Source organism: Bartonella quintana (assembly GCF_009936175.1).
GTDB lineage: Bacteria > Pseudomonadota > Alphaproteobacteria > Rhizobiales > Rhizobiaceae > Bartonella > Bartonella quintana.
On record NZ_AP019773.1, the window covers coordinates 238,510 to 253,080 of the forward strand.

Below are 14,571 nucleotides of genomic sequence, written 5' to 3' on the forward strand. Positions count from 1 at the left end.
ATATGACAAAGATTACAACTAAAAATCCTGTTGTTTGTGCTGTCAATTGGAATAGATTGCATGATGAAAAAGATCTTGAAGTTTGGAACCGCTTAACTGGAAATTTTTGGTTACCTGAGAAGGTGCCACTTTCCAATGATATTCCTTCATGGGCAAGTCTAACAGAGGAAGAACGCAAGCTAACAGTTCGTGTTTTTACGGGGTTAACTCTCTTGGATACGATTCAAAACACCGTAGGAGCCATTTCGCTTATGGCTGATGCAATAACAGAGCATGAGGAGGCGGTGTTGACGAATATTGCGTTCATGGAAGCCGTTCATGCACGTTCTTATTCCTCTATTTTTTCAACTTTGTGTTCAACGGTAGAAGTCGATGATGCTTTTAGGTGGTCAGAAGAAAATATTCATTTGCAGAAAAAGGCTAGGTTAGTGCTTGAGCGTTATGAAGCGAGCGATCCACTAAAGAAGAAAATTGCTTCAACTTTACTTGAAAGCTTTTTATTTTATTCTGGTTTTTATTTACCCATGTATTGGGCTAGTCGTGCTAAATTAACCAATACAGCTGATCTCATTCGGCTTATTATTCGTGATGAAGCTGTACATGGTTATTATATAGGCTATAAATTTCAATTAGGGTTTGCAAAACTTAATGAAGTTAAAAAGCAGGAAATTAAAGATTTTTCTTTTAACTTACTCTTCGACCTTTATAACATTGAATGTAAATATACTGAAGATCTTTATGATGCACTTGGGTTGACAGAAGATGTTAAAGTTTTTCTTCATTATAATGCGAATAAGGCCTTGATGAATCTAGGTTTTGAACCTCTTTTCCCTCCTGAGGTTTGTCGTGTTAATCCCGCTATTTTGGCAGCTTTGTCACCGAGCTCTGATGAAAATCATGACTTCTTTTCAGGAGCTGGCTCTTCTTATGTTATTGGCAAGGCGGTTGCTACCACGGATGACGATTGGGAATTTTAATGATTACAGGTGAACAGAAGTGCACGGGGTATACCACTTAAATCTCTGCGCATCTCTAGAAACTGAAAGCCGTTTTTTTCAAACAAGTCGCAGACTTCTTTTTCTTGAGAGTGGCCGATTTCAACGGCTAAAGAGCCTTTGGTTTTTAAGTAGTTTCTTGCTTCATGAGCGAGTTTGCGATAAAAATGAAGACCATCTTTTCCACCGATGAGTGCACGCAATGGATCATGTAGACGCACTTCCTTTGCAAGGTTTTTGATATCTTTTTCTGGAATATAAGGTGGATTTGAAATAATAAGGTCGAACCGATCTGTAACAGAATCAAACCAATTACTGAGAAGAGGTGTAAAACGGTGTATGACCTTCGCATTTTTTGCGTTTTTTATCGCTGTTTTGAGTGCATCTTTAGAAATATCAACAGCCGTTGCATAGGATTGGGGAATTTGTTTAAGAATCGCAATGGCAATAGCGCCGCTTCCTGTTCCCATATCAAGCAGTGTTGTTTTTCCTAATTTGTCTACATATTTTTTGAGGAGAGGTAAAACAAGATCCACCAGTGTTTCTGTGTCAGGGCGTGGTTCTAATGTCTCCTGAGATAATGCGAAGGATATACCATAAAATTCCCGTTTTCCAATAATACGATAGACAGGTTCGCCATTAATACGTCGTTGGATAGCTTGTTCTAATTGTGTAATTTGCTCAAAAGATAGGCAGAGATCTGGATGGAGAATTCTGACAGATGCATTTGTACCTGTTATCCATTCAACAAGTATTTTTGCATCAAGATTGGCTTCAGGAATTCTTTGAATGCGCAATTTTTCTTGAGTTTGCCGGATGATACTCTTGAGAGAATAATCGTTCATCCATTGCCGTCCATTTCAGTAAGGAGAGCGGTTTGGTAATCGGATATGAGTGCATTAATAAGCTCATCGAGATCTCCTTCCAGAATGCGGTCAAGCTTATACAGCGTGAGATTAATACGATGATCCGTGACACGTCCTTGTGGGAAATTATAGGTACGAATGCGTTCTGATCGATCACCAGAGCCAACTTGGTTTTTACGGGATGCTGAGCGTTCACTTTCGGCTTTTTTTTGTTCGATATCGAATAAGCGTGCACGTAAAATTTGGAGTGCACGTGCTCGGTTTTGGTGCTGTGATTTTTCTGCTTGTACAACCATAATTCCTGTTGGAATATGCGTAATACGAACAGCTGAATCGGTTGTATTGACATGCTGTCCTCCTGCTCCAGAGGCACGCATTGTATCAATGCGAATATCTTCTGGACGAATTTCAATATCAATTTCTTCAGCTTCTGGAAGTACTGCAACCGTAGCAGCAGACGTATGAATGCGTCCACTTGTTTCTGTTTCAGGAACCCGTTGTACACGATGGACGCCTGATTCAAATTTTAGCTTAGAAAAGACACCTTTGCCTGAAATAGTAGCAATAATTTCTTTATATCCACCAACTTCACCTTCATTAAGCGAAATGACTTCAACTTTCCAGTTATAAGCATTGGCATAACGCTCATACATGCGGAAAAGATCACCGACAAAAAGTGCTGCTTCTGATCCACCTGTTCCTGCTCGAATTTCAATAATGGCACTTTTTTCATCAGTAATATCTTTGGGCAAAAGAAGTATCTGGAGTTCTTTTTCAAGTTTTTCCATTTTCTGGAACAATGGTGGCAGCTCTTCTTGGGCAAGGTTACGCATTTCCACATCTGTTAGTTTATCGCTGATGATAGTTTCCAGCTCTGTAATTTCTATAGAGAGCGCGTTTAATGTTCGTATGGAGGTAACAATTGGCTGTAAGTCTGCATATTCAGAAGCCAATTTTACATAAGTTCCAGCATCTGGGTTTTTAGCCATTTGGCTTTCAATTATTTCAAAACGTTTTTCAAGCTGTCTCATACGATCTTTTGGCAAAGAAACCATGACAATATTGGCCTTATTATTGTTATAATATTTTTTATTGTTATAATTCTGGTAACTGATTGCTTTATAGCATCATATATAAAGGGGGGGTAATAAAGCAGAAAAACTTTTTTGCCAATGAAAACTATGGATCTTAAGATGAACTTGTATAAAATTCAATTCGCATGAGGTTTTTTACTTATACATATGGAATCATTAATTTAAGAGTTGCATTTTTTTCCGTAAAGTTCAAGACGATGGTGAATGATATCATAGCCAAGGGATTTGGCGATTTCCTCTTGCAGCGTTTCAATGATATCAGATTGAAATTCAATAACCTTCCCTGTTTCTACATCAATGAGATGATCATGGTGTTGTCCGTCTGCTTGTTCAAAACGAGACGGTCCACCACTAAAGGTATGGCGATGAATTGTCCCACTTCCTTCTAATGTTTTCATGGTTCTGTAAACAGTCGAAAGCGAAATACTAGAATCTATTTTGTTGGCGCGTTGAAAAATTTCAAACGCATTCGGATGGTCTTTTGTGTCAACCAAAATGTCAAGAATAATACGTCTTTGACGTGTAACTCTTAAACCTGCAATGCGTAGTTCTTGCTCATAATTTCGTTTTTTATTCATCTTAACAGTTATACTTTTCAGACGAAAGCTCCGTGACAGTGTTTGTATTTTTTCTCTGAACCACAAGGGCAACGCTCATTACGTCCAACTTTTCCCCATGTGGTTGAATCTTTAGGATTACGATCTTTCGGGTTAACAACCCTATTTTCTTGTATTTGCATCCAGAAGGAAGAATCATTTCCTTTACGTTGATCGTTCAAAGCAGAGTCATTACCATCCACTTGCTCAGGTATGAGTGATTCTGTGGGTTGCTGAATGATCTCGAAACGCATAAGCTTAGAAGTGACGATTCTGCGTAAATTTCTAAGCATGGCTTGAAAAAGTTCAAAGGACTCTGTCTTATATTCATTGAGTGGATCACGTTGCGCATACCCACGAAAACCAACAACGGAACGCAAATGGTCTAAATTTACCAGATGTTCACGCCATAATGTGTCAATGGTTTCAAGTAATACAGCTTTGTGGAAATAAGCCAGGATTTCTGGAGAATAACGCTCAGCACGTTCATTTTCAAGTTTCGTAACAGCATTTGAGATACGTTCTAAGATTTGTTCTTCAGCAATTCCATCTTCTTTTGCCCATTCTTCTACTGGAAGTTCAAGATTAAAGAGATGGTGAATTTCCTCTTGTAGAGCTTTCACATCCCATTTTTCAGAATATGTTCCAGATGGGATGTAGGTTTCTACAAGATCTTCAATCACTTCGTTGCGCATTTCAAGAATCATTTCGATTAAATCGTCTGCATTCATGATCTCCATACGCTGTTCAAAAATAACTTTGCGTTGATCATTCATCACATCGTCATATTTTAATAAATTTTTACGAATTTCGAAATTTCGTGCTTCAACTTTTTTTTGCGCTTTTTCAAGGGCTTTATTAATCCATGGATGGGTAATCGCTTCATTTTCTTTTAATCCAAGCTTTTGCAACATACCATCCATACGATTGGAGCCAAAGATACGCATGAGATCATCTTGAAGAGAGAGAAAGAATTTTGAGCGACCAGGATCGCCTTGGCGACCAGAACGACCGCGGAGCTGGTTATCAATACGACGACTTTCGTGGCGTTCAGTTGCAATGACATAAAAACCACCAGCAGCTAATGCTTTTTCTTTAAGCTGCTTGACATCTTTTTTAATTTCTTCAATTTTAGCAGTTCGCTCTATTCCTTCAGGCATATCTTGTAATTCTTGTCGAATGCGCATTTCGACATTACCACCAAGCTGTATATCAGTACCGCGACCAGCCATGTTTGTTGCAATAGTTAAAGCCCCAGGAACCCCTGCTTGCGCAATAATATATGCTTCTTGCTCATGATAGCGGGCATTCAGGACTCTAAAATCGGTAATGCCCTCTTTTCGTAAACGTTCTGCCAATTGTTCTGACTTTTCAATAGAAGTCGTTCCAACGAGAATAGGTTGTCCTTTTTCATGCGCTTGACGAATATCACGTACAATAGCACGATATTTTTCTTCTGCTGTTCGATAGATTTCGTCGTCTTCATCACGACGCTGTATTGGTAAATTTGTGGGAATTTCGACAACTTCAAGATCATAAATATTACTGAATTCTTCGGCTTCTGTTGTGGCAGTACCCGTCATGCCAGACAGTTTCCTATACATACGGAAATAATTTTGGAAAGTAATGGAAGCGAGTGTTTGATTTTCTGGTTGAATAGCAACATGCTCTTTGGCTTCTAGTGCTTGGTGAAGCCCTTCAGAATAGCGCCGCCCTGGCATCATACGACCTGTAAACTCGTCAATGATAACAATTTCATTATTGCGAACAATATAATCCTTGTCACGGACAAATAACTTATGGGCTTTTAGGGCATTATTGATATGATGGATGATAGCTACATTTTCTATATCGTAGAGACTTTTCCCTTTAAGATGCCCGGCCTGTTCGAGCATTTTTTCAATTTTTTCAGTACCAACTTCGGTAAAGGTTGTTGTTTTTTGTTTTTCGTCTATTTCATAATCTTCTGGAGTTAAGGAAGGAATAAATGTATCAATAAGGTTATAGAAGTCAGTACGATCTTCTAGAGGACCAGAAATAATAAGGGGAGTACGCGCTTCATCAATGAGAATCGAATCAACTTCATCAACGATTGCATAATGATGTCCACGCTGGACCATTTGACTACGATCAAAAGCCATATTATCGCGCAGATAATCAAAACCCAATTCATTATTTGTCGCATAGGTGATATCACATGCATAGGCTGATCGGCGAGCATCACTATCAAGATCATGCAAAATCACACCCGTTGTTAAGCCTAGAAAACTGAAGATTTTTCCCATTGTTTCAGCATCACGACGGGCAAGATAATCGTTTACCGTCACAACATGAACGCCTTTTCCTTCCAATGCATTGAGATAAATTGGCAGGGTTGCCATTAATGTTTTACCTTCACCGGTGCGCATTTCAGCAATGCCACAGTTATGAAGTACCATTCCACCAATGAGCTGTACATCAAAAGGACGCATATCATAAATACGTTTTGCTGCTTCACGAACAGTTGCAAAAGCTTCTGGTAGGAGCAAATCAACGGTTTCACCTTCCGTAAGACGTTTACGAAACTCATCGGTTTTTTGGCAGAGTTGCGTATCGTTTAATTTCTGAAACTGTTCTTCCAAAGCATTAATTTGTGCGACTTTTTGGCGAAGAGCCTTGAGGCGTCGTTCATGAGCTGAACCAAAAAATTTACGTGCAAATACACCTAAACCGACCATCTCTGGCCCTTTCTTTTACTTGTTGCCAATCTTACTGGATATTTCATATATTATCCCCATACTCCACATCCCGTAAGGTATTTAATATAACCAAACGCATATGGTATCATTATACTTGTTGGTGCGCAATTTTTCACTTCAATTATTAAGTAGAGATAAGAGGATAAGTGCACCATGTCAACTTTAGTAATGCTGTTTAATTGGCATATTACAGAGTAATTTAGGGTATAATATGACATTTCTTATATTATCATTTTTCAATATCATGAGGTAGGTTAGGATAGGCTGAGATAAAAGGAAAAATTTATGTTTTTTCAAAAAAAAATATCAGTTTATTTATCTATATTTAGAGATTAAAATGTTATGATAAGGAAAATTGGGATCTTGAACATGCGTTCATTCTTAAGGAGTATATTTATGAAATTCAACTTTATCACGCTGTTTTTGACATCGACTTTATTAGCGAGCACGAGTTTGGGGGTGATGGCCCAAAAGAGCGTGGAGTCTGCGTCGAATGATTTAAAGAATTTGGAGAAAGCTTCTGAAAAAACAGTTCCTCCCTCTCATGTTATGGCAGTTATTGATGGGAAGGAAATCACAGCAGGGCAATTGGATGAGTTAGCACTCGAAATAAATCCTAATTTAGTGCGTTTTCCTGATGAACAACGCCGTATAACGGTTTTAAAAGCCTACCTTGATATGCAAGTGCTTGCAAAAGCTGCAATTAGCAAAGGCATCGATAAGACTGAAGCTTACGATAAACGAATGGCAGTTATGCGTGACAATGTCCTTCAACAGCTTTATTTTAAACAGATGATTGTTGATCAGATTTCGGATACTGATTTGGAGACTCTTTACAATAAGGAAGTTGCTGCTTTACCCAAAGAGGATGAGGTTAAAGCACGTCATATTTTGGTCAAAACGAAAAAAGAAGCAGAAGCTATCATTAAGCGTTTAAGTAAGGGGGAAAGTTTTGAAGCGGTTGCAAAAAAGAATTCAACAGATGGTTCAGCTGCTGTTGGAGGTGATCTTGGTTATTTTAGTCATGGTCAAATGGTCAAGCCTTTCGAAGATGCTGCGTTTGGTCTGAAAGTTGGCGAATACACAAAAAAGCCTGTTGAAAGCCCGTTTGGTTGGCATGTTATCAAGGTAGAAGATCGCCGTTTGAAACAACCTCCTATATTTGATGATGTTAAAGAGATGTTGCGTACACAGCTGATAAAAGAGCGTTACCAAAAACTGATTGTTGATTTGCGCAACACGATAGATGTGAAATATCCTGATCCTAATGTTATAAAACTCATGCAATCACTTAATCAAAATGAGACGCCACTTCCGGATGAGACGTCTGATGAAGAAGAAGCACAATAGCATCTTTTAAAGCAGCTGGGCGATTTGATAGATTGGTTTTATTCAAAAAGCCTAGCAGTTGTTTGCTAGAGGTATTTATCTATAATCGTTTCATTTCTTTTTATGGAAAGCATACTGTGGCTTTAAAAATATCTCCTTTGTCTCCCCAAAACATACAGGAGCTTCCGCCATTATCTGGTGTGCGGATAGCAACAGCTGAAGCTGGGATTAGAGATAAAGGTCGTACGGATCTTCTTTTTATTGTCTTCGATGCGCCAACAAGTGTGGCAGGTGTTTTTACGCGCTCAAAATGCCCTTCTGCTTCTGTGGATCATTGTCGTGCATCACTTCCTCATGGAGTTGCGCGGGGTGTTGTTGTCAATTCTGGGAATGCAAATGCTTTTACGGGACGCAAAGGAAAGCAAACAGCAGATGCAATATTGCAGGCTGCCGCGAGTGCTTTGAAGGTTAAAGAAAATGAAATTTTTATAGCTTCTACAGGTGTTATTGGTGAACCGTTGGAGGCATCGAGTATTGTAAATCTTTTACCAAGTATGGCCGAGACAGCAGAAGAAGGAAATTGGTTAGAGGCTGCAAGAGCCATTATGACAACTGATACATTTCCAAAACTTGCTACGCGCAAATTTTATTGTGGAGGAAAGACTGTTACCATTAACGGAATTGCAAAAGGTGCTGGCATGATTGCACCAGATATGGCAACGATGCTCTCGTTTGTGGTGAGTGATGCAGCAATTTCTTCGGATATACTTCAATCTATGTTATCAGAGGCAGTGCAGGGCTCTTTCAATTCGATTACTGTCGATAGCGATACCTCAACATCAGATACATTGATGATGTTTGCGACAGGAAAAGTAAAGGGAAATTTTCCCTGCTTCACGAGTAAATCCGATCCATGTTATGAAGTGTTTTCAAGGCAATTGTCTGCGCTTTTGCATGAGCTTGCATTACAAGTTGTTTGTGATGGTGAAGGTGCTCGTCATTTAATCGAGGTTTGTGTGACTGGTGCTACAACAGAGAATGCTGCTAAAACTATTGCTCTATCAATTGCAAATTCACCACTTGTAAAAACAGCCATTGCCGGTGAAGATGCTAATTGGGGACGAGTGGTTATGGCAGTTGGTAAAGCAGGTGTTGAAGTAGACCGTGATTTGTTGACGATTTGGTTTGGTGAACATCGTTTGGCTATCAATGGTGAACGAGATCCTGACTATCATGAAGAGGCAATAAGTGCTTATATGCGGGGTAAACACATCACAATTCGTGTTGATATTGGCTTGGGCAGTGGTAAGGCTACAGTTTGGTCTTGCGATTTGACGAAGGAGTACGTTATGATTAATGGCGATTACCGAAGTTAATTGGTGCACCATAAATTTGACATCAGATATCTATTCTATATATTTTTTCGCAGAGGATTAAATATTCGAATTCTTTCATCTTAAAGTAGGGGGGTATAAGAGAAGAAACAGTTATCTTTATTATCCCTGGTGGAGAGTGGTATGCGTATAAAAAGTTCACTTCTTCTTGTTGTTGCGTGCGCATTATTAGATCAAGATAATCATGTTTTGCTAACACAACGTCCTCAAGGAAAATCACTGGCTGGTTTATGGGAGTTTCCTGGTGGAAAGGTTGAGCAAGGTGAAACTCCAGAAGCATCATTAATTCGTGAGTTAGAAGAAGAGCTTGGTGTACATGTTCTGCCAAATAATTTATTACCTTTAATATTTGCAAGCCATAGCTATGAAACATTTCATCTCTTAATGCCATTGTATCTTTGCTCCCAGTATGAGGGAGTTGCGCAAGGACGAGAAGGGCAAAATTTAAAATGGATTTTTATTGGTGATCTTGATAAATATCCTATGCCTGATGCTGATAAGCCATTAGTTCAGGTATTAAAAAAATTCCTTCTTTAAATGTGTATAAAAAGGAAATACTGCTTACCAATAGAGGTATCTGTTTCATGAAACATTGATGATAGGGAAACTTTGAGAGGATTCTTTCGAAAAAAAAGCATTGTGGTTGACGTTAAAAATTTTTTTTGCGTGACCATTTGGTTAATCATCATCGTGATGAATCTCTAAAACAATACATTGATTTGTTTTTAAAATTAATATGTTGCGCGCAATATGCGGTGCTTTAATGAAAGCTCTTTAGTAAATTGATTAATTCATTTTCACAATATTTAGAAAACGTGTAATGTTGCTACAGGTTTTTGAATGAATGTTGAATATAAGGTTTAAGAAAAGATCAAGCGATTAATTCTCTTCAGCATAAATAAATTCGAGAAAGTGCTTTTTCATTCATATTAAATCAACAATTAACCGTGATTCCTATTATTATTTTTTAAAGATTCAAAATGGACTCCTGGAAGAATCTGACAGCAGAGGTACTTGCCGATTATGTTCATATAAGAAAATGATTACATTTCCTGAGTTGGTCGACGTTTTTCTACGGGATATTTATGTTTTTTAGCGATACGTGTAATTGCTTCTTCCAATGGCTCGATCATAACGTTCATAGAATAGCCGTTTGCGTGGATGATATTTTCATGATCAATCATAATGGCAACATGACCTTCCCAAAAAATCAAATCGCCCCGTTGTAGTTTATCGCTGTCTGTAAGTGCCCTACCTATAGTTTTTTGCTGCATGCCGGTATCACGTAAAACCATTTTTCCAGTCATCATCATGGAGAGTTGGACCAGACCTGAGCAATCAATTCCAAAACCGCTAACACCACCCCAAAGATAAGGCGTGCCGATAAAAGTTTCCGCGACTGTAACATAATCTTCGTACACTCGCCCTATGGGACTGAGATGGCGGGTAATAATTGCTTTTCCGCTTTCAAGGATAGAATACATTGTATCGCGCACTTCTGTTTCATCAACAACACTTACTTTGCTTCCCATGGATAAGGGGTATTCCATTGGTCCACGTAAGTCAGCTTGTAAATATTGAAAAGTGCGTGGTACTGAAACAATATGCGTTTGTTTTATCGTTGATGCGTAAAGAACTGTTGTATCAATATAGCCGACATAACCATCTTTGAGTGACTGACCCCAAGACATAACCTCTCCTTGTTCAAAGATGAGGAGCTCTTCTCCTAATAAGCATTCTGTTTGTCTTTCGCTTTTTTTGTCATTTTCTTTAAATAGTCCAGCGACAGCTGTATGAACGCGTTTTTTTTCCCCTTGAACAAAATGTTGAGCTGCAATTTCCGTTTTAAGACATTGATCTGCTGCATCATTTCCAAATGCATACAACCTTGGATCTTTAGAGAGCATCTCTTTACCTTTCCTTGTTTTAACTTATCTTTAACTATGTTTAGACACATCACTTAAAAGGGGATGAAGCTCTCGAATAAAGCCCTCCTTGAAAGTGATAAGCAATCGTTTTCTGAAGCTTTAGATTATCCCTCTTTGTGAACATTTTGTGTTAAGATTAATTTTTAAAAAGGTTATAAAGAGCACGAATAACTTGTGCGGAACCACCAACGGGATAGCCCGGTTTTTCTTTTGGGACCCATCCATAAAGGTCAAAATGCGCAAAATGTTTGGCTTTTTCAACAAAAGAATTGAGAAATAAAGCAGCGACTATGGAGCCAGCAAAGCTATTTCCAGTTATATTGTTAAGGTCAGCAATTGGTGATGATAACATTTCCTGATAGGGTTTCCAAAGTGGCATTCGCCAAAGAGGGTCGGAAACAGAGTGAGCAGATTGAGAAATTTGTTGCGCCCATACTGAATCATTACAATAAAATGCGGGAAGATCTGGTCCTAATGCTATATGCGCTGCTCCTGTTAAAGTCGCCATGCAAAGCATAAATTGTGGACTTTCTTCATCACCATAGGCGAGTGCATCGGCAAGGACAAGCCGACCTTCAGCATCTGTATTGCCAACTTCAACAGTTAAACCTTTACGACTTTTGAGAATATCGCCTGGTCGGTAGGCATTGGCAGAAATTGCATTTTCAACGGCTGGAATCAAAACACGGAGCCGGAAGGGTAGTTTGGCATCCATGATAAGCTTAGCCAGTCCCAAAACATGTGCACCTCCTCCCATGTCTTTTTTCATAAGCAACATGTTATTGGCTGATTTAATATCGAGCCCCCCAGTATCGAAGGTTACGCCTTTGCCAACCAACGTTATTTTAGGGTGATTTTCTTGCCCCCAGTGTAGCTCAATCAGCCGTGGTGCAGTGCTGCCAGCGCGTCCCACGGCATGAATCATCGGAAAATTGTGTGTTAAAAGCTTATCTCCACGAATACTTTCGACACAAGCACTATAGGTTTTTCCCAGTTGGCGTGCTTCTTTCTCAAGGATGTCAGGATTCATGTCATTGGCTGGAATATTGATGAGATCACGGACAAAAAAGACAGTTTCATAAAGACGTTGAAGCTCGTTCAGATCAACTGTGTCATTGACATGAATCGAGAGTGACTTGAGGGAGGAATTTTGACGATAGCGGTTGAATTGATAGTTTCCGAATGCTAACCCAAGATAGGTATTGATTTCATGGGATGCTGCTCCCTTTAAATGCCACTGACCAGCGGGGAGGTTTTTAGCAAGAAGCCCTGTGATAAAAGGCTTATCACCATTGCCGAGTCCAAATAAAACTTTTTTTAAATGCCCTGTTTCATGAGGAACGAAGAGTATTTGTCCCGCTTTACCAGTAAAATCATTAACTTGCATCCATGCAATTGTTGACGCATCAAGGGATAAATCCGCAAGACTTGTTGGACTTACCAAGAAGATAGGACAACTCTTATCGGCACGTATTGAGGTGAAATGAATGTGGGGTAGAGGCATATTTAAAAAATCCTTATAGCTGTCGAAGTGCGACATATTCGACCAAATGATTTTTTCCCTTTCGTAGAATGAGATTAGACCGTGGTCGTGTTGGCAATATATTCTCTTGTAAATTTTTCAAATTAATCGTTTGCCAAAGTTTCTCAGCAATTTTTAAAGCTTCCTTTTCATTGAGCAGTGTATAACGATGAAAATAAGATTCAGGATTTTGAAAAGCTGTTTTACGCAAACGTTCGAAGCGTTCCAAATACCAGTGACGAATCACTTCTGTTTCAGCATCTACATAGATTGAAAAATCAAAAAAGTCCGAAACGAAAGGAATAATTTTTCCATCTTTAGGAAGATTACTGACTTGTAGCACATTAATACCTTCAACAATTAAGATATCTGGACGGTCGATGGTAATAGTTTGATTTTCTAAAACATCATAGGCTGTATGCGAATAAAGCGGGGCACTGATATTACCAATTCCAGCTTTGATAGCAGAAAGAAAGCACAGCAATTTTTTAATGTCATAAGAGTCAGGAAATCCTTTACGATTCATGCGATTTTTTTGCCGTAAGACAGCGTTAGGATAGAGAAAACCATCAGTTGTAATTAGATCAACTTTAAGACTAGATGTCCGACGTTTCAAAAGTTCTTGAAGAATACGAGCGGTGGTTGATTTTCCTACCGCGACAGAGCCGGCAATTCCAATGATAAAGGGGGTTTTTCTGGTACCTTCTTGATGCAAAAACTGTTGACGTTTTTGAAAGAGTTTCTGTACTGCTTCAACATGGCATGATAAAAGACGCGATAAGGACAGATAAATGCGTTGCACTTCTTCAAGATCAATTGGATCGTTAATTGAGCGTAAACGTTTAATTTCATCAAAGGTTAAAGTGAGTGGTGTATCCGCACGAAATTGAGACCATTCCCGTGCAGTAAAGACACTATAGGGTGAATACCGATCAGAAATGGACTTGACTAGCTTATCTTCTTGATCAATTTTTGAGAGGGTTGTATCAGTCATTTGTATTGGTCGAAATTTTTTTGCCGCAGTAATTGATGAAGAATAGATAGGTGGGCTGTTTTGTATTCAAATGAACTTTATTTTGCATGTTCTCATCTTTAAAATGATAGATAATCTTTCGTTAACTGATAGTCCAGTCATTCCAATGTGCATTGATTTGTGCCAATGATAGTTTTTGTGCCAAAAAAGCCCATAAAAGTAAACGTGCTTTTACTGCTGATAAATAACCAGACATGAGAGCTCCAGAGGCAATCATATCGACTTCTGAACCTTTATAACCATAAGTTGTACGGGTTGTTGAGCCAGTGCAGGTACGGCTAGCGATAATGATCGGAATTTTTTGAGCATATTGTCGCACGATATCTGCTTCTTCAAAACTGCAGTGTCCTGATCCAAAACCGGCAATGACAAGTCCAGCATAATGCCCGCTTTCAAGGCAGAATTTCATTAACTGTGTACCAGAGGATAAAGAAGAGTATAAAAGTGCAACTTGGTGATCGTCGTTTTGAGGAAGGTCAAATGTTGTCGGGAAAAAATTTCGATCATTAAAATAAACCAGTTTTCCTTCCAAAATAGTACCTAAAATACCTGTTAGCCCTGACTGAAATGTCTCGATTTTGACGGTATGGCTTTTCTGGACCCAATAAGGTGAGTGAATGGTATCATTGATTACAACTAAAACACCTCTGTTACGACTTTTTGGATGAGCGGCAACGCGGGTTGCTGCTAAAATATTAGCGGGTCCATCAGCGCCTGCTTCACAGGGTATACGCATAGCACCAGTTACAATGAGTGGTTCAGCTTTATTCCAGTAAAGGGAAAGAAAAAAAGCCGTTTCTTCCAGTGTATCAGTACCTTGGGCTAAAACAACACCTTCTGCGCCAGCTTTTATTTGTTGTTTTGCCCATTCTATGATTTCAAAAAGAATTTTGAAAGATAAAGATCCACTCGGTAATTGTGTTAGTGTTTGCGCATGAATATCAGCAATGTTATTTAAATCAGGAACACTTTTGATGAGTATATCTGAGGTTAAAGTCGGTTGCATTTGTCCAAAACTGTCAGCAGCCATTGCAATTGTTCCGCCTAATGTTCCTATGGCTATTTTTTTCATAATT

At 38.9% G+C, this 14,571-nt stretch carries 11 protein-coding genes and 1 pseudogene; 4 read left to right on the plus strand and 8 right to left on the minus strand.

The features are described 5' to 3' along the window. Positions 1 to 2 precede the first annotated feature (2 nt). A complete protein-coding gene (gene nrdF, locus MF1_RS00900) occupies positions 3 to 977 on the plus strand; it encodes a class 1b ribonucleoside-diphosphate reductase subunit beta (RefSeq protein WP_014923710.1) in 975 nt (324 codons plus the stop codon). On the opposite strand, the gene prmC is transcribed toward nrdF, so the two are convergent. The 4 genes and pseudogenes from prmC to secA form a co-directional block, all read right to left on the minus strand. Beyond that, complete coding sequence (gene prmC, locus MF1_RS00905) at positions 974 to 1,840, minus strand: peptide chain release factor N(5)-glutamine methyltransferase (protein WP_014923711.1); 867 nt, start codon at positions 1,838 to 1,840, stop codon at positions 974 to 976. The genes nrdF and prmC overlap by 4 nt on opposite strands. Further along, complete coding sequence (gene prfA / locus MF1_RS00910; protein WP_014923712.1) at positions 1,837 to 2,916, minus strand: peptide chain release factor 1; 1,080 nt, start codon at positions 2,914 to 2,916, stop codon at positions 1,837 to 1,839. The genes prmC and prfA overlap by 4 nt, the downstream gene beginning before the upstream one ends. 200 nt (positions 2,917 to 3,116) lie before the next feature. After that, a pseudogene (locus MF1_RS00915) lies at positions 3,117 to 3,612 on the minus strand (Fur family transcriptional regulator). Then, complete coding sequence (gene secA, locus MF1_RS00920) at positions 3,551 to 6,268, minus strand: preprotein translocase subunit SecA (RefSeq protein ID WP_161510256.1); 2,718 nt, start codon at positions 6,266 to 6,268, stop codon at positions 3,551 to 3,553. Before secA ends, MF1_RS00915 begins: the two are co-directional and overlap by 62 nt. Before the next feature lie 417 nt (positions 6,269 to 6,685). On the opposite strand from secA, the gene MF1_RS00925 reads away from it, so the two are divergent. The 3 genes from MF1_RS00925 to mutT all read left to right on the plus strand — a co-directional run bounded on the left by MF1_RS00925 (position 6,686) and on the right by mutT (position 9,549). Further along, entirely contained in the window at positions 6,686 to 7,639 is a 954-nt protein-coding gene (locus tag MF1_RS00925; RefSeq protein ID WP_011179006.1) for a peptidylprolyl isomerase, read from the plus strand. Positions 7,640 to 7,755: 116 nt separating this feature from the next. After that, positions 7,756 to 8,994, plus strand: coding sequence for a bifunctional glutamate N-acetyltransferase/amino-acid acetyltransferase ArgJ (argJ, locus tag MF1_RS00930; RefSeq protein WP_014923716.1), 1,239 nt, complete (start codon positions 7,756 to 7,758; stop codon positions 8,992 to 8,994). A gap of 141 nt (positions 8,995 to 9,135) precedes the next feature. Beyond that, positions 9,136 to 9,549 carry an 8-oxo-dGTP diphosphatase MutT gene (gene mutT, locus MF1_RS00935; RefSeq protein ID WP_161510257.1) on the plus strand — a complete coding sequence of 138 codons (414 nt, stop codon included), beginning with the start codon at positions 9,136 to 9,138 and terminating at the stop codon, positions 9,547 to 9,549. 506 nt (positions 9,550 to 10,055) lie between these two features. Here the strand turns inward: mutT and MF1_RS00940 are convergent. From MF1_RS00940 to MF1_RS00955, 4 genes are all read right to left on the minus strand, one after another. Then, positions 10,056 to 10,919: a C40 family peptidase gene (locus MF1_RS00940; RefSeq protein WP_161510258.1), complete on the minus strand. Its 864-nt coding sequence runs from the start codon at positions 10,917 to 10,919 to the stop codon at positions 10,056 to 10,058. A 157-nt stretch (positions 10,920 to 11,076) separates the two neighbouring features. Next, positions 11,077 to 12,444: a leucyl aminopeptidase family protein gene (locus tag MF1_RS00945; RefSeq protein WP_042995286.1), complete on the minus strand. Its 1,368-nt coding sequence runs from the start codon at positions 12,442 to 12,444 to the stop codon at positions 11,077 to 11,079. A gap of 13 nt (positions 12,445 to 12,457) precedes the next feature. Continuing rightward, positions 12,458 to 13,402, minus strand: coding sequence for a type I pantothenate kinase (coaA, locus tag MF1_RS00950; protein WP_236839927.1), 945 nt, complete (start codon positions 13,400 to 13,402; stop codon positions 12,458 to 12,460). A 175-nt stretch (positions 13,403 to 13,577) separates the two neighbouring features. Then, on the minus strand, positions 13,578 to 14,567 hold the full coding sequence (locus tag MF1_RS00955; protein ID WP_014923721.1) for an asparaginase: 990 nt from the start codon (positions 14,565 to 14,567) through the stop codon (positions 13,578 to 13,580). Between the last annotated feature and the right edge of the window lie 4 nt (positions 14,568 to 14,571).